This is a genomic window from Paucibacter sp. XJ19-41 (genome assembly GCF_028462495.1).
Classification (GTDB): Bacteria; Pseudomonadota; Gammaproteobacteria; order Burkholderiales; family Burkholderiaceae_C; genus Roseateles_E.
Map to the genome: position 1 here is coordinate 1 of NZ_JAQOWX010000052.1, position 20,879 is coordinate 20,879.

The 20,879-nt window shown below is 68.6% G+C and carries 23 protein-coding genes; 9 read left to right on the forward strand and 14 right to left on the reverse strand.

Annotation, left to right across the window (positions count from 1 at the left end):
• The 6 genes from PO768_RS14705 to PO768_RS14730 form a co-directional block, all read left to right on the forward strand.
• Positions 1-370, forward strand: a 370-nt coding sequence (locus tag PO768_RS14705) for a chorismate--pyruvate lyase family protein (protein ID WP_272646649.1), incomplete at its 5' end; no start/stop codon positions are given.
• 116 nt (positions 371-486) lie between these two features.
• Positions 487-936 (forward strand): hypothetical protein, encoded by a 450-nt coding sequence (locus PO768_RS14710; RefSeq protein ID WP_272646650.1) that lies wholly within the window; start codon positions 487-489, stop codon positions 934-936.
• The gene (locus tag PO768_RS14715) at positions 933-1,823 is read left to right on the forward strand and encodes a tetratricopeptide repeat protein (protein ID WP_272646651.1); all 891 of its coding nucleotides are present in this window, start codon (positions 933-935) and stop codon (positions 1,821-1,823) included. The genes PO768_RS14710 and PO768_RS14715 overlap by 4 nt, the downstream gene beginning before the upstream one ends.
• A gap of 34 nt (positions 1,824-1,857) precedes the next feature.
• The gene (locus PO768_RS14720; RefSeq protein WP_272646652.1) at positions 1,858-3,081 is read left to right on the forward strand and encodes an ATP-binding protein; all 1,224 of its coding nucleotides are present in this window, start codon (positions 1,858-1,860) and stop codon (positions 3,079-3,081) included.
• A gap of 200 nt (positions 3,082-3,281) precedes the next feature.
• Complete coding sequence (locus PO768_RS14725; protein ID WP_336297770.1) at positions 3,282-3,767, forward strand: histidine phosphatase family protein; 486 nt, start codon at positions 3,282-3,284, stop codon at positions 3,765-3,767.
• 127 nt (positions 3,768-3,894) lie between these two features.
• Entirely contained in the window at positions 3,895-5,811 is a 1,917-nt protein-coding gene (locus tag PO768_RS14730; RefSeq protein ID WP_272646654.1) for a diguanylate cyclase domain-containing protein, read from the forward strand.
• Here PO768_RS14730 and PO768_RS14735 read toward each other — a convergent pair.
• Together PO768_RS14735 and PO768_RS14740 are read right to left on the reverse strand one after the other, a co-directional pair.
• The gene (locus PO768_RS14735; protein ID WP_272646655.1) at positions 5,796-6,290 is read right to left on the reverse strand and encodes a GFA family protein; all 495 of its coding nucleotides are present in this window, start codon (positions 6,288-6,290) and stop codon (positions 5,796-5,798) included. The genes PO768_RS14730 and PO768_RS14735 overlap by 16 nt on opposite strands.
• Before the next feature lie 3 nt (positions 6,291-6,293).
• The gene (locus PO768_RS14740; protein ID WP_272646656.1) at positions 6,294-6,638 is read right to left on the reverse strand and encodes a hypothetical protein; all 345 of its coding nucleotides are present in this window, start codon (positions 6,636-6,638) and stop codon (positions 6,294-6,296) included.
• 115 nt (positions 6,639-6,753) lie between these two features.
• Here PO768_RS14740 and PO768_RS14745 point away from each other — a divergent pair, with 115 nt between their 5' ends.
• Positions 6,754-7,827, forward strand: coding sequence for a serine hydrolase domain-containing protein (locus PO768_RS14745; RefSeq protein ID WP_272646657.1), 1,074 nt, complete (start codon positions 6,754-6,756; stop codon positions 7,825-7,827).
• Here the strand turns inward: PO768_RS14745 and PO768_RS14750 are convergent.
• The 5 genes from PO768_RS14750 to PO768_RS14770 are packed head-to-tail and all read right to left on the reverse strand — an operon-like array spanning position 7,824 to position 12,388.
• Positions 7,824-8,294 carry a Fur family transcriptional regulator gene (locus PO768_RS14750; protein WP_272646658.1) on the reverse strand — a complete coding sequence of 157 codons (471 nt, stop codon included), beginning with the start codon at positions 8,292-8,294 and terminating at the stop codon, positions 7,824-7,826. The genes PO768_RS14745 and PO768_RS14750 overlap by 4 nt on opposite strands.
• Entirely contained in the window at positions 8,291-9,076 is a 786-nt protein-coding gene (locus PO768_RS14755) for a metal ABC transporter permease (protein ID WP_272646659.1), read from the reverse strand. The genes PO768_RS14750 and PO768_RS14755 overlap by 4 nt, the downstream gene beginning before the upstream one ends.
• Positions 9,076-9,981: a metal ABC transporter substrate-binding protein gene (locus tag PO768_RS14760; RefSeq protein ID WP_272646660.1), complete on the reverse strand. Its 906-nt coding sequence runs from the start codon at positions 9,979-9,981 to the stop codon at positions 9,076-9,078. The genes PO768_RS14755 and PO768_RS14760 overlap by 1 nt, the downstream gene beginning before the upstream one ends.
• Positions 9,962-11,098, reverse strand: coding sequence for a hypothetical protein (locus tag PO768_RS14765; RefSeq protein WP_272646661.1), 1,137 nt, complete (start codon positions 11,096-11,098; stop codon positions 9,962-9,964). Before PO768_RS14765 ends, PO768_RS14760 begins: the two co-directional genes overlap by 20 nt.
• Positions 11,099-11,116: 18 nt before the next feature.
• On the reverse strand, positions 11,117-12,388 hold the full coding sequence (locus PO768_RS14770; protein WP_272646662.1) for a hypothetical protein: 1,272 nt from the start codon (positions 12,386-12,388) through the stop codon (positions 11,117-11,119).
• 98 nt (positions 12,389-12,486) lie between these two features.
• On the opposite strand from PO768_RS14770, the gene PO768_RS14775 reads away from it, so the two are divergent.
• Positions 12,487-13,959: a protein adenylyltransferase SelO gene (locus PO768_RS14775; RefSeq protein WP_272646663.1), complete on the forward strand. Its 1,473-nt coding sequence runs from the start codon at positions 12,487-12,489 to the stop codon at positions 13,957-13,959.
• An 18-nt stretch (positions 13,960-13,977) separates the two neighbouring features.
• Here PO768_RS14775 and PO768_RS14780 read toward each other — a convergent pair whose 3' ends face one another.
• The 3 genes from PO768_RS14780 to PO768_RS14790 are packed head-to-tail and all read right to left on the reverse strand — an operon-like array spanning position 13,978 to position 16,209.
• Positions 13,978-14,772, reverse strand: a complete 795-nt coding sequence (locus tag PO768_RS14780; RefSeq protein WP_272646664.1) for a substrate-binding periplasmic protein — start codon at positions 14,770-14,772, stop codon at positions 13,978-13,980.
• A 10-nt stretch (positions 14,773-14,782) separates the two neighbouring features.
• Positions 14,783-15,697, reverse strand: coding sequence for a 4-hydroxybenzoate octaprenyltransferase (gene ubiA / locus PO768_RS14785; RefSeq protein WP_272646665.1), 915 nt, complete (start codon positions 15,695-15,697; stop codon positions 14,783-14,785).
• Positions 15,694-16,209 carry a GNAT family N-acetyltransferase gene (locus tag PO768_RS14790; protein ID WP_272646666.1) on the reverse strand — a complete coding sequence of 172 codons (516 nt, stop codon included), beginning with the start codon at positions 16,207-16,209 and terminating at the stop codon, positions 15,694-15,696. The genes ubiA and PO768_RS14790 overlap by 4 nt, the downstream gene beginning before the upstream one ends.
• A 78-nt stretch (positions 16,210-16,287) precedes the next feature.
• Here PO768_RS14790 and PO768_RS14795 point away from each other — a divergent pair, with 78 nt between their 5' ends.
• Entirely contained in the window at positions 16,288-16,995 is a 708-nt protein-coding gene (locus PO768_RS14795; RefSeq protein WP_262972127.1) for a YebC/PmpR family DNA-binding transcriptional regulator, read from the forward strand.
• 3 nt (positions 16,996-16,998) lie between these two features.
• On the opposite strand, the gene PO768_RS14800 is transcribed toward PO768_RS14795, so the two are convergent.
• The 4 genes from PO768_RS14800 to PO768_RS14815 are packed head-to-tail and all read right to left on the reverse strand — an operon-like array spanning position 16,999 to position 20,878.
• Positions 16,999-17,994 (reverse strand): branched-chain amino acid ABC transporter permease, encoded by a 996-nt coding sequence (locus PO768_RS14800; RefSeq protein ID WP_137944309.1) that lies wholly within the window; start codon positions 17,992-17,994, stop codon positions 16,999-17,001.
• Positions 17,991-18,878: a branched-chain amino acid ABC transporter permease gene (locus PO768_RS14805; protein ID WP_137944308.1), complete on the reverse strand. Its 888-nt coding sequence runs from the start codon at positions 18,876-18,878 to the stop codon at positions 17,991-17,993. The genes PO768_RS14800 and PO768_RS14805 overlap by 4 nt, the downstream gene beginning before the upstream one ends.
• 26 nt (positions 18,879-18,904) lie before the next feature.
• On the reverse strand, positions 18,905-20,125 hold the full coding sequence (locus PO768_RS14810) for an ABC transporter substrate-binding protein (protein WP_137944307.1): 1,221 nt from the start codon (positions 20,123-20,125) through the stop codon (positions 18,905-18,907).
• A gap of 39 nt (positions 20,126-20,164) precedes the next feature.
• Positions 20,165-20,878, reverse strand: a complete 714-nt coding sequence (locus tag PO768_RS14815) for an ABC transporter ATP-binding protein (RefSeq protein ID WP_272646667.1) — start codon at positions 20,876-20,878, stop codon at positions 20,165-20,167.
• Between the last annotated feature and the right edge of the window lies 1 nt (position 20,879).

A 20,879-nucleotide genomic window follows, 5' to 3' on the forward strand; every position in this document is an offset into this window, starting at 1 on the left:
CTGCACCGTGGTGCGCGAGGTGATCCTGCGGGTCGACGGCCAGCCCCTGGTCTGGGCCCGCTCGGCCCTGCACGCCAGCGCGCTGGCCGGGCCCTGGAAGGCGCTGAAGGGCCTGGGCGCCAAGCCGCTGGGCCATCTGCTCTATGCCGACCGGCGCGTTGCGCGCAGCGAGCTGCAGCCGCGCCGGCTCTCGCGCCACGGCCACACGCGGCGCCAGATGCAAAAGCAGTGGCTCGCCGCCACCGGCACCGAGGCCTCGCCGCAGATGCTGTGGTCGCGCAACTCGGTGTTCCGCCGCTGCGGCGCGCAGCTGCGGGTGATGGAGTTGTTCGCGCCGGCGCTGGCCGGGCGGCAGCCGCTGCGGCGCTGAAAGTCGTCCTGCCTGGTCTGCCTCTTGCATTGATGCCGGCTGCGGGCACAATGCGGTCGCACAAGGCGCCGCCGGACACACCTGGGGAGGAGTGGGCAGGCGCTGCAAAGCACAAGATGTCCGATGTTCGTGAGGATTTGCTGCGGCCCAGCTTGCCAGCCAATGGCGCATTGGCGGCAGCCCCCTACAGTAACCAGGTTCTGTTCCTGAGCGCATTCTTCGGTGGGCCACCGGCCGCGCTAGGCTGCTTTGCGCTGAACAGCTTGCGTCTCGGGCGCTGGCGACGGGATGTTGTTCCTATTGCGGCAGGAGCGGCAATCTACCTGGGTCTGCTGCTTTGGTGGCAACGAGCCGGGCCGGAGCTGATCGCTATTCCCAGAATGCAGTCCCTGCTTTTGCGCGCCCTTGGCCTGGCCCTGGCCGGCGTTGCTGCCTGGCGGCATCGGCAGGAGCAGTCGGTCTGCCGCTTGATGGGTCTGGCCCAGCCAAAGGGGCTGCTACCTGGCATCGCACTCATAGTGCTGGCCTGGGCGGTCGGCGGGCTGTTGCAGGTATTGCTGTCATGAGCGTGGAGCAATCAAGCTTGGGCATCGACCAACTGCTGCTTCAGGCCAGTGCGCTGCTGGACCGGCGCCGTATCGAGCCGGCACGCGCCCTACTGGTCCAGGGTCTGAAGAGCGAGCCCGGCCATGCTGGCTTGCTCTATGAGTCGGCGCGTGCCGACTATCTGGCCGACCGCAATGCCGATGCCCGTTTGACCCTGGGTCAGCTGCTGCGTCAACAGCCGGACCATGCCGATGCGCGTCATCTGCTGTTCTGGATCGAGATGGAGGAGGGCCAGTTGGCCGAGGCCGAGGCCCTGATACTCGGCCTGCTTCGCGACTGGCCCCAGCACCCGGGGTACTACGCTCGCTATGCTCGATTGATGTTGCGTGCCCTCAATTTTGGCAAGGCCGAGGCATTGGTCGCAGAGGCCTTGCAACGTGCGCCCAACGACGCCGAGTGCCTGCGCGTGCATGCCATGTGCGAACTGGCTCGTGGCCGTACCGGAAGCGATAACAAGGCCTTGCTACGACTGATCATCGACGACCCGCAGGACGGCCAGACCCTGCGCCTGCTGGTCTACGCGCTGGACGAGGCCGGTCGTGGCGGCGAGGCCTATCGGCTGGCTCGCGAACTGCTCCGTGCCCAGCCGGACGATGCGCAACTGCTGGCACTCGTGCAGGCGCTGGCGGCCGTCAATCACTGGAGCTTGAAGCCGTTGTGGCCGATGCGTCGCTGGGGCTGGGCGGGTGCTATCGGCATCTGGGCCCTGGGCGTGCTGGGTGGCCGCATGCTGGACCTCTGGTGGCCGGCCGCCGGGGGGCCCTTTCTGGTACTGCTGTTCTGCTATGTGATCTACAGCTGGGTCTGGCCGCCAATGCTGAGACGCTGGCTGAATCGGAGGGGCTGAGAAGATGGACGGAGGCCGGGAGGAGATCGACACGATGAAAGAGCTGGAACAGGCGCTGCTGCGTGCGCCGTTCGACCATGGTCTGCGGCAGACCTATGTCCAGGCCTTGCTGGAACAGGCCCGCGCCCCCGACGCACAAGCCCAGGCCGAGCTGTTGTGCCAGCAACAACCCGGTGATGCGCGGGGCTGGGTGCTGCAGGCCCTATGCCAGCTGCGCCAGAACCGTCACGAGCAGGCCATGAGCGACTATGAGCGTGCGCGCAGCCTGACGGGCTTTGAGCCAGAGCAGGAGCTGGAGCACCTGGCCGCCCAGGCTCTGCCCCGCGAGTCAGCGACGCCCAAGCTGCAACTGGTGGCGGCTGCGTCGGCGCGCGTCCAGGCCATCCAACAGGTGGCCGAGGACAAGCTGCGGTTTTCCAGCATCGTCGGCATGGAGGCATTGAAAAAGACCATACGCCTGAAGATCATCGAACCCTTCCTCAACCCCGGGCTTTTCCAGCGCTTCCGCATGGGAAGCGGCGGCGGCATCCTGCTGTACGGCCCGCCGGGCTGTGGCAAGACCATGCTGGCGCGAGCTGTCGCCAATGAGTGCAAGGCAGGCTTCATCTCGGTAGGCATTGCCGATGTGCTCGCGATGTGGATGGGCGAGAGCGAGCGCAATCTGGCCGCGATGTTCGAACGGGCGCGTCGTGATGCGCCCTGTGTGCTGTTCTTCGACGAGCTGGACGCGCTGGCCTATGCCCGCTCCAAGGCCGCAGCTTCGAGTGCGCGTACCGTGGTCAACGAATTTCTGTCGCAGCTCGACGGCCTGGGCCGCGACAACAAGGGCGTGCTGGTGCTGGCCGCGACCAATATGCCTTGGGATGTGGACGACGCGATGAAGCGGCCCGGCCGCTTCTCGCGCCAGGTCTTTGTCGCCCCGCCTGATGCGGCGGCGCGGGCCGAGATGCTGCGTATCAAGCTGCTGGGTGTGCCGGCGGATGCGCTGGATCTGCAGGCGCTGGCCGCCCGCGCCGAGCACTACTCCGGCGCCGATATCGACGGCCTGATCGAGCTGGCCAAGGAGTCTGCCCTGGCCGACGGCTTGGAAGGGCGTGAGCGCGGGCTGAACATGACCGACTTTGAGCTTGCCTTTAGCAGCCAGCAGCCGTCCACGCTGGAGTGGCTGCGCACGGTGCGCAATGTCGTTCGCTATGCGGGCGAGGACGGCAGCTTTAAGGAGGTTGAAAGCTACTTGAAGAAGGCCAAGTTGCTCTAAGGCCGCATTCAAGCCCGCGTTGCAATTACTGGCTTGCCCTCGGCGTGTCGCGTCGCCAGGGCAAGGCCGGCATCATGCCCGCTGTTCTGGCTTCCCAGGGTAGGCTCATGATGAACAGGATTTCGCGTCGCGACTGTCTGATGGCCATGGCAGGCGCGTCCCTTCCATCGCTGGTTCGCGCTCAGGATGATGCGGCCGCTTTGCTGAAAACCGGCGGCGTCGTGATCGCCTTCCGCCATGCGCTGGCGCCTGGCACTTTCGACCCGCCCGGATTCAAGCTCGGCGACTGCGGCACGCAGCGCAATCTCAATGACGAGGGCCGGGCCCAGGCGCGCCGCATCGGCGCCTGGTTCCAGGCCCAGGGCCTGCGGCCGGCGGCGGTGCGCAGTAGCCCCTGGTGCCGCTGCGTCGAAACGGCCGAACTGGCCTTTGGCTCGGCGTCGGCCTGGGCCGCGCTGGGCTCGCCGCGCGCCGGCACCGAAGCGACCAATGCGCAGTCGCTGACCGAGCTGCGCCGGGCCTTGCTGGCGGCGACGAAGCAGCCGGGCCGATTCGAGGTCTGGGTCACGCATATGTTCGTGCTCGGCGATCTGCTGGGCGTCAACAGCGCGTCGGGCGAAGGTCTGCTGCTGGGCGTGCAGGCCGATGGTTCGCCGCGTTTGCTGGGCCGGCTGGCCGTGGGCTGAATCCGACGGCCCCTTGAACAGGGCTGCCGGCCCAGCACAGGGCGCCGCCATAATCCCGCTGAAACACAAGCAACAACGCCGTGCTGCTGCGGCAGGCGTGCGATCAGGGTGATTCTTGCAGACGGGAATGGCCGAGATGCCTTTCAGGCGCAGCATGTCGAGGCAGGAGGAGCCCAACTCCCTCGGGCGCGGCGTGATGCTGCTATTGCTGGCCCTGCTCGCGATGGCGGTGGTGACGACGGTGCTGGCCTTGCGGGCCAGGCAGGCGGCGGCGCAGATCGAGCGCCAGGACGCCATCAATGTCGAGCTGCGCTCGCACAACAATCTGCTGATCGATCTGCTGAATGCGGAAACCGGTCAACGCGGCTATCTGCTGACCGGCCGCGCCCACTATCTGCAGCCCTATCTGGCGGCCATGGAGAATCTGGATGCCAGGCTGGCGGCGGTGCTTCAGCTGTATCCGCAAGGCCAGCAGCGCCAGGATCTGCAGCGGGTGCGCGAGCTCGTCAGTCTGAAGCTTGAAGAGCTGACTCGCACGATCGCGCTGCAGGACGCCGGCCGGGCTGAACAGGCTCGGGCCGTGGTGCTCAGCGACGCGGGCCAGCGGCAGATGGATGAGCTGCGCAGCCTGCTGGGGTCCACGATGGCCAGGCTGCGTGCCGAGCGCACGGCGCTGACCGAGCAGCTCGGCCGTGATGCCGGTCAGACCAAGCTCTGGCTTCTGTTGGGCCTGTCGCTGCTGGCCCTGTTCGCCGCGCTGGCGCTGTGGCAGGTGCTCAGCGCCGGCCGGCGGCTGAGGGTCGCCGAGCAACGCATGCGCAGCATTGCCGACAATGTGCCGGCGCTGATCACCCAGTTCGATGCCGCCTCCCGTCTGGTGTTTGCCAATGCCCAGGTGAGCAAGGTTTACGGCCTCACGCCCGAGGCGCTGCTGGGCAAGACCGTGGCCGAGGTTCGCGGCGAGGCGGCGGCGGCCAAGTTGCAGCCCCAGATCGACCGGGTCATGCAGGGCCAGCGGGTCGAGTTCGAAAGCAGCTCCACGATTGCCGGGCGCGAACACCACTTCCAGCAAAGCTATGTGCCCGATGTCGATGCCGACGGCGCGGTGCGCGGCTTCTACTCGGTCTCGGTCGACATCAGCGAGCGCAAGGCCATCGAGGCGCGCGTGGTCGCCAGCGAGCAGGGCATGCGCGCGATTGCCGACAGCCTGCCGGTGCTGATCACCTATCTGGACGCGCAGCTGCGCCTGCGCTTCCTCAACGCCACCTTTCTCGAATGGCTGGGCATAGACCCGGCCGCCGCGCTGGGCCGGCCGCTGCAGGAGGTCATCGGCGCCGAGCTGTTTGCCCAGCGCGAGCCGCGGCTTCGCCAAGCGCTGGCCGGCGAGCGCCAGCAGTTCGAGCTCTGCTCGACCGCAATGGGCATCACCCGGCACATCCAGAACACCTACATCCCCGATCAACACCCCGATGGTCGCGTCGTCGGCATCTACGCGCTCAGCACCGATATCACGCCGATGAAGCTGGCCGAGCAGCGCCTGGCCGAGCTGGCGCGCTCCGACACCTTGACGGGCTTGCCGAACCGGCGCCAGTTCGATGAGCGGCTTGAACTGGCGCTGGCCCGTGGCCGCCGCGATGCCGACAGCCTGCTGGCCCTGCTGTTTCTCGACATCGACCACTTCAAGACCATCAATGACGGCCACGGCCATGGCGTCGGCGATGCGGTGCTGCAGCAGTTCGCCGCGCGGCTGCGCGACTGCGTGCGCAGCACCGATCTGGTGGCCCGGCTGGCCGGCGACGAGTTCGTGCTGGTGCTCGAAGGCCTGGCCGAGGCCGGCGATGCGGCCGCCGTCGCGCAGAAAATCCTCGACGCGATGCGCGATCCGATAGACCTTGGCGAGGGGCTCGATCTCAGCGTGGGCACCAGCATCGGCGTGGCCACCTTGCGCGGCGGCACGGCGACGCCCCAGCAACTGACCGCGCGCGCCGATGCGGCGCTCTACCGCGCCAAGCGCGAGGGCCGCCGGCGCTATGCCTTCGACTGAGCCGCAAGCAGCGCCGCGCGTCGTGCCAGGCTCTCGGCCGGCCAATAGGTCTTGCGCTCGTAGTACTCGGGCACGGCCGGCGTGCCCGGCGGGAGCAATACCCAGGGCTGCTTGGAGGCGGTGAAGATATGGATGTCGGGCGGCAGATGGTCAGGCTCATCCAGCGTGCCCACGCGCACAAAGCTGATCGAGCGGCCGGCGCCGGCGTAATGGCTCCACAGCGCGATCCGGCATTGCGGGCAGCGCGCGATCAGCTGGCCCTTGCCGCTGGCTGAGGGGGTATCGACCCACTCGGGTGTGCCGGCCAGCAGTCTCAGGCGCTCGGTCTCTATCATCGCGTTGAGCGCGAAGGCCGAGCCGCTTTCGCGCTGGCACCAGCGGCAATGGCAGCAGTGGACGAACAGCGGCGCGCTCTCGAGCTGGTAGCGGACGCTGCGGCAATCGCAGCCGCCTGCCAGTGGATAGGCCGGCGTGCTCATCGCTCAGGATTGGTGCAGCACCGAGGCCGCCGGCTTGGCCAGCGGCGCGGCGGAGCGGGCCGGCAGCCAGCCGAGCTGACCGGTCTTGATGTGGCGCATGCACTGGGCCAGCAACCGGCTCGAATTCAGGCCGGGGCAGCCGACGGCGGCCTGCAGCTCATGCTCGGCCGCCAGCGCGATCGGCACGGCGCCAAACTGGCCCTGGGCCACGGCACTGGCATCGGGCGCGCTGGCGTACAGGGCCGCCACCGTGCCAAAGCTACCGTCGCCATCGAGCTCGGCAAGGCTTTGGCAGCCGCTGCACAGCAGGACCAGCACGAGGAGGGCGGACTTGGAGGGCTGGAACATGATGGCGTGATTCTGCGCAGCGCCGAGCCGCACTGACCATCGGTACTAGCCCGGGCGAGCCTCGCACGGCTTTGCCCGGATGGTCATGCCGCGTGGCGCGGGCTCTAATGCGGGCATGAACGCCACACCCGACCTCAGCGCCGCCATCGCCCTGGCCCAGGCTCATGAAACCCCCTGGCCGCGCGATCCGCTGGCCGATCCGGCCGTCTGGGGCGTGCATCACGAAGACCCGCCGCCCTACAACCGGCTGCGCGGCCCGGTCCATCCGCGCGGCCCGCAGTCCGGCGTGATCCTGCAGCGCGGCCGCGAGATCGCCGCCTGGGGCGAGCCGGACCGCGCCGATCTGACCTTCAGCGTGGCCAAGACCTATCTGTGCCTGCTGGCCGGCATCGCGCAGCGCGAGGGCCTGCTGCCCGATCTGCAGGCGCCGGTGGCGCAGCGCCTGCCCGCCATCGGCTTCGACAGCCCGCACAACCGGGCCATCAGCTGGGCCCAGCTGCTGGACCAGAGCAGCGAATGGGAGGGCGAGTGCTTCGGCCTGCCCGACACGGTGGACCGCTGGCGCAAGGTGGCCAATGACCCGCGCCCGGCCGGCGGACCCAAGGGGGGTGCACGGCCGCTGCAGGCGCCGGGCAGCTATTGGGAATACAACGATGTGCGCATCAACCAGCTGGCGCTGGCCCTGCTGCAGCTGTTCCAGAAACCGCTGCCCGAGGTCTTTCTGGACGAGATCCTGAAGCCCCTCGGCGGCGGTGCGGGCTTTGCCTGGCGTGGCTATGACGATGCCTGGGTGACGCTGGCCGATGGCCGGCGCGTGCAGTCGGTGCCGGGCGGCACGCACTGGGGCGCGGGCGTTTCGATCAGCAGCCGCGACCAGGCCCGTGTCGGCCAGCTGCTGCTGCAGGACGGTCGCCACGAGGGCCGTGCTTTGCTGCCGGCCGGCTGGGTGGCGGGCATGACCGAGCCCTGCGCGATCGCGCCGTTCTACGGCCGCCTGGTCTGGCTCAATCGCGAAGGCAAGGCCTTTCCCGGCGCCTCGCCGCAGGCCTTCTTCATGATGGGAGCGGGCGGCCATGTGGTGTGGATCGAGCCGGCGCTGGATGCGGTGGTGGTGCTGCGCTGGCTGGACGGGGCCCACCATGCGGCGGTGATGCGGGCCATTGCCGGCGCGCTGGCAAACGGTCGCTAGGTGGCGCAGGCCGCGCAGCGGCCCTTGATCTCGATCGCGGCCGGTGTGAAGCCGCTGGCGTCGGCGCGCAGCGCGGCCTTCAGCCCTTCGAACCAGCCCGGCGCCTGCCATTCCTGGATGCTGCCGCAACTGCTGCAGATCAGCATCATCGTCGGGTGCGCATGGTGGCCGTGCTCGCAGACCACATAGCTATTGGTCGTGTCGACCTTGTGGACCAGATGCTGGTCGATCAGGAAGTCCAGCGCGCGGTAGACCGTGGTCGGCGCGACCCGGCCATGGCGGCTTTGCATGTCTTCCTGGATGTCATAGGCCTTGGCATGGCCGGCGCGGCGCAGCAGCAGCTCCAGCACCTCGCGGCGCTGCTCGGTCAGCTGGGCGCCGCGCGCTTCGCAGTGGCTGCGCGCCTCGTCCAGCCGACGGGCCAGCGCCGTTTCGGCGGACTTGGTTTTGGTGGCGCTGCTACTCATGCGGGCAGTTTAGCCGGGCGCAGCAGGGACAGGCCGGCCAGGCCCACCAGGCTCAGCACCACCATGGGCCCGGCCGGCAGGTCCAGCCGCCAGCTCAGGCCCAGACCCAGGGCATAGGCGGCCGCGCCCAGCAGCGCGGCCAGCCAGGCCGGCAGCCGCCGCGCCGCGACCAGGGCCGGCACGATCAGCGTGGCGAACACCAGATAGAGGCCCAGCAGCGGCACGCTGAGGCTGACCAGCAGCGCGAAGGCCGGGTAGAAGCCCGGGCCGCCGTCCAGCAGGCCGGGCTTGAGGCGACGCAGGCCCAGATAGAGCGCGCTGGCCCCGGCCAGCGGCACGAGCGCCGGCCCGTCCACCCACAGCACATCGCCGGACAGCAGGGCGCCGAGCTTTTGCGCGCCATGCGGGTCGGCGCTGACCCACAGCACGGCGGTGGAGGCGGCCGCGATATAGAGCAGGCCGATCAAGGCCTCGCGCCGCTCGGGCCACAGCCGCGAGAGCCCGGCCACCAGCAGCGCACCGGCAAGGGCCGCCACCGCGCCGCAAAGCTGGGGCAGCACGGGGGCCAGCGCCTCCAGCCAGGCCGGCAGCTCGTTCGGATGCTCGGGGTGCCCCAGCAGCTGGCCGGCCATCAGCACCCCCAGGCCGGCCATCTGCGCGATCGCCAGGTCGATGAAGACGATGCCGCGCGCCAGCACCTGGCGGCCCAGCGGCAGATGGGTGGCCAGCACCAGCCAGCCGCCCAGCAGCGGCGCCAGCAAGAGGGTCAGGTCTTGTGGCATCAGGGCTTGCTGCTCGCGAGCAGCTGCGCGATCAGCTGGTCGAACAGGCCGGCCAGGGTCGCGGCGGGGCCCTCGTCGGTCACGGTGGCTGGCAGGCGCAGCAGCGGCAGCTTCGTCTGCTCGGCCAGCCAGCGGCCGGGCTTCTCGTCCTGGTAGAGGCTGGTGACGATGGCCAGCGGTTTTTCGCGCGCCACCTGCTGTTGCAGCTGCTGCAGATGGCTCATCGTCGGCGGCAGCCCCGGCTTGGGCTCCAGGTCGGCCACCTGCCGGAGCTTCAGCCACAGCCACAGATAGGCGTAGGTGCTGTGCTGGCCGATCACGGCCCGGCCCTGCAGCGGCGCGGCGCGCTGCTCCCAGGCCGGGATGCGACGCTGCCAGTCGGCCGCCCAGGCGGCGTGACGCTGGCGGATCTGGGCGGCGCGTGACGCATCCAGCGTGGCCAGGCGCTCGGCCAGCACCGCCGCCACGCTCAGCAGGCGCCGCGGGTCGAGCTGCAGATGCGGGTTGCCCTCGGCATGCACATGACCTTCGTTGAAGCCGACCGTCCTGCGCTTGTCGATCAGCTCGACCACGTCCTCGATATAGAACATGCCGGGCTTGCCGTCCTGCACCCGGGCATTGCCGGAGCGCTGCTGCAGCATCGGCAGCCAGCCGGCCTCCAGCGAGGCCCCGGTGCAGATGGCCAGATCGGCGCGGCGCAGCGCTGCGATCAGCGCCGGGCGGGCCTCGATATTGTGCGGGTCCTGCAGCGCATGGGTGGCACTGGTGACGCGGGCCTCGGGCGCCAGTTCGCGGGTCAGCGCCGCCCATTCGGGCTCGCAAGTGAAGACCTCCAGCGCCTGGGCCGGTAGGGTGGCGCAGGCGCTGATCAGCAGGCCGGCCAGCTTAGAAACTGTGCGCACCATGGGCTCCGAAGCTGACGATGTATTGCAGCTGCACCGAGCGCTTGGCGGCCGCATCGAAGCCGCCTCTATCATCCTGCCGGCTGTACTGCAGGCGCAGCGACTGCGCATGCGAGGGCTTCCAGGCCAGCATCAGGGTCTGCTCGCGCAGCTTGGCCGAGTGGAAGTGGTCGCCATGCGGCTCGCGCAGCGACAGGCTGTCGACGCGCAGCCCGGTCTCCCACTGCGGTGAGAAGCGCCAGACGGCGGCCAGATAGGCCGAGCGGTGCTTATCGCCGGACCCTGCGAACTCGTTCAGGCGGCTGACCTGGGCCAGCTCGCCCGACAGGCGCAGCTGCTGCACGCCGTTGTTGCCGCCAGGCGACCACTTCCAGACCCCGTCGACGATCCACAGGTGGCGGCCCTGGTAGCGCGCGCCATGGGCGTGGTCGTGGCCTTCCTCTTCGTGGGCCTCCTCGTGCTCATGGGCACCGCTGCCCGGTGCCTTGTTGCGCAGATAGGAGAGGCCCAGCTGCCAGCTCTGGCTGCGGCCGATATCGCCGCCCAGCTTGGTGTTGGCGGCCCAGGCGGCGATGCTGGGGCGAGCGCCCTCGGCATCCGGGTTGAGCTCGCTGCCGCTCAGCAGCTCGATGCCGCTGCGCCAGTACAGCGCGGTCGGTGCGGTCCAGGACAGGCGCAGGCCGTTGTCGAAATAGTGGCCGCCGAGAAAGCTGCGGTAGAGCAGAGGGCGTTCGCTGAAATCGTCGGCATGGGGATGCTGCTCGTTCAGATAGCCCAGCTGGGCCAGCATGCGACCACCGCGCAGCTGCAGGCCGGCCGGCAGGCTGCGGGTCTCGATCCAGGCCTCCTCCAGTTCGGACTCGATCTTCTTCTTGCCGTCGTGGCTGTGGCTGTGCGCGGCCAGCGTGGCGCGGCCGGCGAAGTGCTCGCCCAGATTGCTGGCCACACCCAGCTCCAGCCCGCCCAGGTGGGCGCCCTGGGGCCGCGCACCCAGGGCCAGCTCGCGCGAAGCCGCGCCGACATCGAGCACCAGCCCCCACTGCAGCGCATCGGACTTGGCGAACTGGGCCTGGGCCAGCAGCGGGGTGGCCAGGGCCAGGGTCAAAAGTTTCAGTTTCATGGGATCGACTCGGTTGGTTTAGCGTTTGATACCCAGCCAGGCCAGGCCGGCGGGCGCGAAGCCCAGCTTCAGGGCCGGGCGCAGCGTGGCGGCGGCGGTGTCGACGGGCAGCAGCTGGCGGCCCAGCGGGTCGGAGATCCAGGCCTCGTCGCGGGCCTGGCTGGTGGCAATGGCCGGGAAGGGCGCGGCGGTGGGCATGACCGGTACGGCGGCCAGACTCTTGATGGCGGCCCACTGCCGGCGCGCATCGAGCAGGTGCAGGGTGCCCAGATCGTCCAGCAGCATCAGCTTGCCGCCCTGGCGGTCGAAGGCGTGGGCGCGGCGGGTGCGGCCCTCGGCCCAGGCGATCTTCTTGAGGCTGCCGGCTACCGGGTCGATCTCGTAGACCAGGCCTGGCGAGGCCAGGCCCACCCGGGTGGTCAGCTGGCTGTGGCCGATGACGGTGCCGATGCGCGCATTGGCCGGCATATCGGCCGGGTTGGGCAGCTTGCGGGCCGTGAAGTTCTCGCCGCTCTGCGTCACCAGCAGCACGCCGTCGCTGCAGCCGAAGGCGCTGTGGTCCTTGTTCGAGAAGCTGCCGTGCAGATCGGGACAGGGGGTGTCAAAGCGCTGCACGAACTGCCAGCTGCTGCCGTTGCGGCGGTAGAGCTCGACATGGCTGGGCAGGGTGGAGGTAGCCGTCGCGGCCCGCCAGGTGCTCAACAGGAAATTGCCGCGCGGCTCGGCCGTGCCATGCATGGCCAGCGGCAGCGTGAGGCTGGACTCGGGCGTGCCGCTGGCGATGGCGGCCTCGTTGAAGACCTGAACCTGGGCGCTGCGGTTCTCGGCTGCGACGCCGTCCATAAAGAAGGCGGCGCGGCCCTCATGCACCGCGTCAGGGGTCGGTCGGGCGCCGCTGATGCGGGCGGCGAGCCGCTTGGGCGCCTGCTTGTAGTCGTGCAGATGGTCGACATGGTCTTCCTGCCACAGGCCGCCGTCGGCGATCTGCACCAGGTCCTGGTTCCGCTGCACCGCCAGCGCATGGCGGTAATTGGGGCTGGCCAGCACGGCCGAGGGCGTGTTGGCCAGCGCGAAGCTGCTCAGCACGCTTGCGCTGTCCAGCTCGTACAGGCGCAGGCTGGGCGAGTTGGCCTCGATCAGGGCCAGGCGGCCGGCGCTGTCGATGCGCTGACCCTCGTCGTGACCGTCGTCGCCGTCCCCCGACCCGCCGCCGCAGGCGGCCAGCAGCAAGGAGGACAGCGCAGCCAAAAGGTGCAGCCGGGGCCTGGAGAAGAGAGCGGCAGGGGTCATGGATGTCAGGTCTATAACGATGTAATAACGTTACTGTAACAGTATAACGTTCGCATGAACAGGCGACAGCGGCGGCAGGAACTGGCAAGCTGTGCGCCATGACGATCACGCCGCTCCCCTCTTTCCCTGCCTTCGACAACAGCTATGCCCGCGAGCTCGATGGCCCCGCTTTCTATGCCGCCGCCCGGCCGGAGGCCGCGCCGGCACCGCGCCTGCTCTATCTGAACCAGGCCCTGGCCGATGAGCTGGGCCTGCCGCCGCTGGCTGCCGACCAGGCCGCTGCGCTGTTCTCCGGCAATACCCTGCCTGCCGGCGCTCAGACCATCGCCCAGGCCTATGCCGGCCACCAGTTCGGCGGCTTCTCACCCAGCCTGGGCGACGGCCGGGCGCTGCTGATCGGCGAACTGATCGACCGCGAAGGCCGGCGCCGCGACCTGGCCTTCAAGGGCTCGGGCCGCACGCCCTTCTCACGCAACGGCGATGGGCGGGCCGCCGTCGGGCCCATGCTGCGCGAGCTGCTGATCGGCGAGGCCATGCAGGCGCTGGGCGTGCCGAGCACCCGGGCGCTGGCCGTGGTGGCCACCGGCACGACGGTGCGCCGCGAGCAGCCGCTGCCCGGCGCGGTGCTGACCCGGGTGGCGGCCAGCCATCTGCGCGTCGGCACCTTCCAGTATTTCTCGGCGCGCGGCGATATCGATTCGCTGCGCCGCCTGCTGGCCTATGCGCTGGCCCGCCACGATGCGGAGCTGGCCGACGCGCCGGTGCCGGCCCTGGCCCTGCTGGGCGCGGTGGCGCGGCGCCAGGCGCGGCTGATCGCGCAGTGGATGAATCTGGGCTTCATCCACGGGGTGATGAATACCGACAATATGACGATCTCGGGCGAGACCATCGACTACGGGCCCTGCGCCTTCATGGAGCGCTACGACCCGGCCACCCGCTTCAGCTCGATCGACCAGCAGGGCCGCTATGCCTATGGCAATCAGCCGGCGATCGCGCGCTGGAACCTGGCCCGGCTGGCCGAGGCGCTGCTGCCGACCATGGTCGATCCGGACGGCCCGGAGGCCGAGATCGAGCGGGCCATCGCCCAAGTCAGCGAGGTCATCGATGCCTTCCCTGCCTGGTACGAGGCGGCGCTGCGCGAGGGCCAGCGCCTCAAGCTGGGCGCGCCCGATGCGGCGCTGGCCGACGCCTGGCTGGCCCTGCTGCAGCGGGGCGGCGCCGACTTCACCCAGGCCTGGCGCGCGCTGGCCGAGGCCCGCGAGGGCAATGAGGCCGCGCTGCATGCGCTGTTCGATGACAGCACCGGCCTGGCCGCCTGGCTGGCGCACTGGCAGGCCGCCTGCACGGCCACGCCGGCCCAGCTGCGCGCGGCCAACCCGCGCCTGATTCCACGCAACCACCGCGTCGAGGAGGCGCTGGCAGCCGCCTCGGAGGGCGGCGATATGGCGCCGACCGAAGCGTTGCTGGCCGCGCTGCGCCAGCCTTTCAGCGCCGACCCGGCGCTGCAGCGCTATGCCGAGCCGGCGCCGGCGGCCTTGACTGCGGGGTATCGGACGTTCTGCGGCACTTGAGCGTGCGCTGAGCCGTTCTCAGGGCTGGTGCCGCGCCAGCAAGCGCTGCAGCTGGCCGCTGCTCTCCATCAGCGCCAGCTCGCGGTCCACCAGGGTCTTGAGGCGGGCGCCCAGCGGATGGTTCTTGCTGAACATCATGTGAAAGAGGTTGTCGCCGACACCGGGCAGCGGCGCATGGCCCAGCGCCGGGTCGCCGGCCAGCGGATCGGCGCCCAGCTTGGACAGGCCCTGGATCACCTCGATGTCCTCGGCAAACACATCGATGCGGCCCAGCTGCAGCATGCGGAGCAGGGACGGGTAGTTGATGGTGCGCTGCATGCGCGTCAGGTCCACGCCCTCCAGCCGTGAGTAGGCATAGCCGTTGATGCCGCCCAGCGCGTAGCGGTTCAGGTCGCCGGGGGCCTTGATGCGCAAGCCCTCGGGATGACGCAGCCGGGAATAGAAATAGTGATAGCGGGTGCGGTAGTAGGGCTGCGACAGCAGATAGCCGGCCTTCCGTTCCGGATTGGCGCTGGCGCTCAGCAGCATCTGATAGCGCTGGCCGGCGGCGAGCTCGGACAGGCAGCGCTTCCAGGGCAGCAGCTCGATGCTGAAGGTGATGCCGTGCTTGGCGAAGATCGTCGTGATCACGTCGACCGAGTAGCCCTCCAGCCGGGCGGTCTTGCGGCCGGCCTCACGGCGGTAGTAGCTGTAGGGCGGCCACTCGGCGGCGTCGTCGCAGATGCGCACCGTGGTGCCGCGCAGCTCGGTATCGGCCAGCGCGGTGCCGGTGGCCACCAGACCGGTCAGCATCCACGCGATCCAGCCGGCCATCGCGCCCTCCTCAGCCGCGCAGCGCCAGGTCGGCCACCGCGCCGGCGAACAGCGCGAAGCCCAGCCAGTGGTTCTGCCGGAAGGCCTTGAAGCAGCCCTCGCGGCTGCGGTCCTTGATCAGCGTGTAGTGCCACAGCACCTGGGCGGCGGCTGCCGCCACGCCCAGCAGAAAGACCCAGCCCAGGCCGAAGCGCAGGCCCAGCCAGGTCCAGCTGGCCAGAAAGATCGCGTAGAAGGCCATCACGCCGGCCACATCGAAGCGGCCCAGCGTCAGCGCCGAGGTCTTGATGCCGATGCGGATGTCGTCGTCGCGGTCCACCATCGCGTACTCGGTGTCATAGGCCAGTACCCAGAACAGATTGGACAGCAGCAGGGCCCAGGCCGACAACGGCACCGCACCGCTGAGCGCCGGCCAGCTCCAGTTGTTGCCGCCCAGCGCGGCCGAGAAGGCCATCGGGATGCCGAAGCTGAAGGCCACGCCCAGCACGGCCTGCGGCATTGCGACCAGACGCTTGGCATAGGGATAGATCAGCGCCACGGCCAGCGCGGCGAAGGACAGCACGATGGTCGGCGCGTTGGTCGTCAGCACCAACGCGAAAGCCACCAGCGCAAGACCTGCCCCCAGCAGCAGCGCTTCCTTGACCGACACCGCGCCGCTGGTGACCGGGCGGTTGGCGGTGCGCTTGACATGCTTGTCGAACTCGCGGTCGGCCACATCGTTGACGCAGCAGCCGGCCGAGCGCATCAGCACCGTGCCCAAGGTGAACACGATCAGCAGATGCCAGCCCGGCCAGCCATCGGCCGCGATCCACAGCGCCGACAGGGTGGGCCACAGCAGCAGCAGCCAGCCGGCGGGGCGGTTCCAGCGGATCAGGTCCAGGTACCGCGACAGGCGGGACGGGGTGATGGGGACGACGGTGCTCATGACCCCGGCATTGTCTCAGCTGGGCGCAGCGGCTTGCGGTAGATCGTCAGCGCCTGGCCCTCGTGGGCGATGTGCTCGATGGCCTGCCAGCCGGCGCGCCGCAGCAGGCTGTCGGCGCTGCCGGTGGCGCAGTAGAGATGCTCGAAGCCCTGCGCGGCCGCCCGTGCCTCCAAGCCGCGCAGCAGTTGCAGGCCGATGCCCTGGCCGCGTCGCGCCGGGTCCACGCAGCCGGCCGCCGCCCAGGGGGACAGATGGCCGTGGCTGGCGATGGATTCGGCCTTCAGCGCCGCGATGCCCAGCAGCCGGCCCTGCTCATCGAGCGCGATCAGGCCCAGCGGCAACCCATCCAGCCGCGCGAAGCCCTGCAGATCGGCCGCCGCATCGCCACGGCCGCTGCAATACCAGCCCGGCCACTCGGCCTCGAACCAGGCCGCCAGCGTCGGCAAGGCCTCGGGATGGTGGGCGAGGGCTTCGATCCGTACGGAAGAGGGCTTGTGGGCGTGCTGGGGCATGGTGCGCGCATTGTGTGCCAGCGGCGAGGGTGTATAACCCCGCCCCACCAACCCGCAGATCAGCAAGGAGCAGCCGCGATGGGCGCACAGTGGAAAGCCAAACACAAGGACCTGGCGGCCAATGCCAAGGGCCGCATCTTCACCAAGCTGTCCAAGGAGATCATGCAGGCCGCGCGCGGCGGCGCCGATCCGGACATGAACGCACGGCTGCGCATGGTGGTCGAGCAGGCCAAGAAGGCCTCGATGCCGCGCGAGACCCTGGAGCGCGCGATCAAGAAGGGCGCCGGCCTGCTGGGCGAGGCGGTGCAGTTCGAGCGTGTCACCTATGAGGGCTTCACGCCTCACCGGGTGCCGCTGATCGTCGAGTGCCTGACCGACAACGTCAACCGCACCGTCTCGGAGATCCGTGTGCTGTTCCGCAAGGGCCAGCTGGGCGCGGCCGGCTCGGTCTCATGGGATTTCGACCATGTGGGCCTGATCGAGGGCGCACCGGCCGCGGCCGGCGCCGATGCGGAACTGGCCGCGATCGAGGCCGGCGCGCAGGACTTCGAGCCGGGCGAGGAGGAGGGCCAGACCCTGTTCATCAGCGAGCCGGCCGATCTGGACGTGGTCGTCAAGGCGCTGCCGGCCCATGGCTTCAACGTCCTCTCCGCCAAGCTGGGCTACCGGCCCAAGAACCCGGTGGCGGGTCTGGGCGCGGCCGAGCTGGAGGAGGTGGAGGCTTTCCTCGCTGCCATCGACGCGCATGATGATGTGCAGGAGGTCTACGTCGGTCTGGCGGGATGATCGCTAGGCGGGTCGCTTGGCCTTGAGCTTGTCCCACAGCGCCAGCGCCTCGCCCACCACGCCGCGGCGGAAGGCCAGCACGCAGATGATGAAGATCAGGCCGGTGACCAGGCTGACCGATTCGCCCAGGCCGTTGAACCAGTTGATGCCGGTGATCTCGGCCAGGGCCTTGCCGGCATCGCCGATCTTGTTCTCCAGCGCGATGATGATCAGCGCGCCGACGATGGGGCCGATCATCGTGCCCATGCCACCGACCAGTGTCATCAGTATCACCAGGCCCGAGGTGGTCCAGATCGCATCGGTCAGGGTCGCAAAGCCCAGCACCAGGGTCTTGGTGGCGCCGGCCAGGCCGGCCAGCGCGGCCGACAGCACGAAGGCGACCAGCTTGAAGCGGTCGACGTCATAGCCCAGCGAGGTGGCACGGGCCTCGTTCTCGCGGATCGAGGTCAGCACCTGGCCGAAGGGCGAGTGCACGGTGCGGTAGATCAGCCAGAAACCGCCGCCGAAGATGGCCAGCACCACGTAGTACAGGCTCAGGTCGCTGCTCAGGTCAATGCCGAAGAAGCTGCCGCGCGGCACCGACTGCAACCCGTCCTCGCCGCCGGTGAACGGCGCTTGCAGAAAGAAGAAGAACAGCATCTGGGCCAGCGCCAGCGTGATCATCGAGAAGTAGATGCCCGAGCGGCGGATCGCCAGCAGGCCGAACACCAGGCCCACGGCGGCCGCGGCCCCGGCGCCGAACAGCAGGCCCAGCGGCGCCGGCAGGCCCCAGACCTTCAGCGCATGGCCGGCGCCGTAAGCGGCCGCGCCCAGAAAGGCGGCATGGCCGAAGCTCAGGAGGCCGGTGAAGCCGATCAGCAGATTGAAGGCGCAGGCGAAGAGGGCATAGCACATGACCTTCATCACGAAGATCGGGTAGACGCCCAGCCAGGGGAGGAGGGCGACGGCCAGGAACAGCGCGCCGTAGCCGATCAGGGGGTTGTTCTTTTTGTCGTTCATTTCTCTTTACCGAACAGACCGGCGGGGCGCACCAGCAGGACGATGGCCATCACGACAAAGACCACGGTGTTGGAGGCCTCGGGGTAGAACACCTTGGTCAGGCCCTCGATGATGCCCAGGCCCAGGCCGGTCAGGATGGAGCCGAGGATCGATCCCATGCCGCCGATCACGACCACCGCGAACACGACGATGATCAGATTGCTGCCCATCAGCGCGGTGACCTGCAGGATGGGCGCGGCCAGCACGCCGGCAAAGGCCGCCAGCGCGACGCCGCCGGCATAGGTCAGCGTGATCATGCGCGGCACATTGATGCCGAAGGCCTGCACCAGCTTGGCGTTCTCGGTGCCGGCGCGCAAGGTGGCGCCCAGCGAGGTCTTCTCGATCAGGGCCCAGACCGCGAAGCAGACGATCAGCGAGGCGACGACGACCCAGGCGCGGTAGTTCGGCAGGATCATGAAGCCCAGATTCGTCGCGCCCTGCAAGGCCTCGGGCACGTTGTACTGCTGGCCCGAGACGCCGTAGAAGCTGCGGAAGATGCCCTCCATCACCAGCGTGATGCCGAAGGTCAGCAAGAGGCCGTAGATATGGTCGAGCTTGTAGAGCCACTGCAAGAGCAGTCGCTCGATCAGGATGCCCAGCAGGCCGACGATCAGCGGCGCCAGCAGCAGCATCACCCAGTAATTGAGGCCCAGGTATTCCAGGCCCATCCAGGCCAGGAAGGCGCCCATCATGTAGAGGGCGCCATGGGCGAAGTTGATGATGTTGAGCATGCCGAAGATCACGGCCAGGCCCAGCGACAGCATCGCGTAGAACGAGCCGTTCACCAGGCCCAGCAGCAGCTGCCCGAGCAGCGCCGGCAAAGGAATGCCAAAAAAGTCTGTCATGTCTTCAGCAGCTCAACGTCGTCAGGTCACTTCTTGATCAAGGGGCACTTGCTCTCGGAGATCTTCGTATAGGCCTCGTTGGCCGGGATCACCTGGGCGACCTTGTAGTAGTCCCAGGGCTCCTTCGATTCGGCCGGGGTTTTCACCTGCATCAGATACATGTCGTAGCGGTGCCGACCGTCGGGGCCGATCTCGCCGTTCTTCGCGAAGAAGTCGTTGACCTTGGTGGCCTTCATCTGCGCGATCACCTTGTCGGCGTCGTCGGTCTTGGTGGCCTCGACGGCCTTCAGGTAGTGCGTCGTGGCCGAGTAGTCACCGGCCTGCAGCATCGAGGGCATGCGCTTCATCTTCTCGAAGAAGCGACGCGCCCAGACGCGCGATTCGGGGCTCTGGTTCCAGTACCAGCCGTCGGTCAAGTACATGCCCTGGGTCGCCTGCAGGCCCAGCGAGTGGATGTCGTTGATGAACATCAGCAGGCCGGCCAGTTTCATCGTCTTCGTGATGCCGAACTCGTTGGCGGCCTTGATCGAGTTGATCGTGTCGCCGCCGGCATTGGCCAGACCCAGGATCTGGGCCTTGCTGCCCTGGGCCTGCAGCAGGAAGGAGCTGAAGTCGCTGGCCGACAGCGGATGCTTGACGCTGCCGACGACGGTGCCGCCGGCCTTTTGCACGACAGCCGTGGCATCGCTTTGCAGCGAGGCGCCGAAGGCATAGTCGGCGGTCAGGAAGTACCAGCTCTTGCCGCCGCTCTTGACCACCGCATTGCCGGTGCCGTTGGCCAGGGCCACGGTGTCATAGGCATAGTGGATGGTGTAGGGCGTGCAGTCTTCGTTGGTCAGGCGCGAGGAGGCGGCGCCGACCGAGATGAATGGCTTCTTCTTCTCGGCCGCGATCTTGGCCATCGCCAGATTGGCACCGGAGTTGGTGCCGCCGATCAGCAGGTCCAGGCCCTGGGTGTCTATCCACTCGCGCGCCTTGGACGCGGCCACATCGGCCTTGTTCTGGTGGTCGGCATAGATCAGTTCGATCTTCTTGCCGGCGACCATGCCCTTCATATCGGCAATGGCCAGCTTGATGGCCTCGACACCGCCAGCGCCGTCGATGTCGGCATAGAGGCTGGACATGTCGGTGATGATGCCGATCTTGACCACATCGCCGGAGACCTGGGCCTGGGCCTGGAAGGAACCACCGGACAGCGCGCAGGCTGCGGCGGCGGCCAGGGCGACGCGTTTGAGAGAGTAGGTCATGCTTGTCTCCTTGATGGGCATGTGAAGGTGATGGGGGACTCAGACACTGAGCAGCTCGTCGAGCACGGCTCTCTTGGCCTCTAGCTCGGCGGCGGGGAAGGATTCGACGACGCTGCCATGCTCGATCACGACGAAGTGATCGGCCAGCGGCGCGGCGAAGCGGAAGTTCTGCTCCACCATCACGATGGTGAAGCCCTGGGACTTCAGCGTCTTGATCATGCGGGCCAGGGCCTGGACGATCACCGGGGCCAGGCCCTCGGAGATCTCGTCGAGCAGCAGGATGTCGGCGCCGGTGCGCAGGATGCGGGCCACGGCCAGCATCTGCTGCTCGCCGCCGGACAGGCGTGTGCCCTGGCTCTGGCGACGCTCGGCCAGGTTCGGAAACATCGCGTAGATCTCGGCTTCGCTCATCGGCTTGCCCCGGCCGCCGGGCAGGCGCGGCGGCAGGCGCAGGTTCTCCTCGGTGGTCAGCGAGGCGAAGATGCCGCGCTCCTCCGGGCAGTAGCCCAGCCCCAGATGGGCGATGCGGTGGGTCGGCAGGTCGATGGTTTCCTGGCCATGCACCTTGATCGAGCCCTTGCGCTCGCCGGTCAGTCCCATGATGGCGCGCAGGGTGGTGGTGCGGCCGGCGCCGTTGCGGCCCAGCAAGGTCATGACCTGACCCTTGGGCACGCTCAGATTGATGCCGTGCAGGATATGGCTTTCGCCGTACCAGGCCTGCAGATCGGTGATTTGAAGTGCAATCTCGCTCATG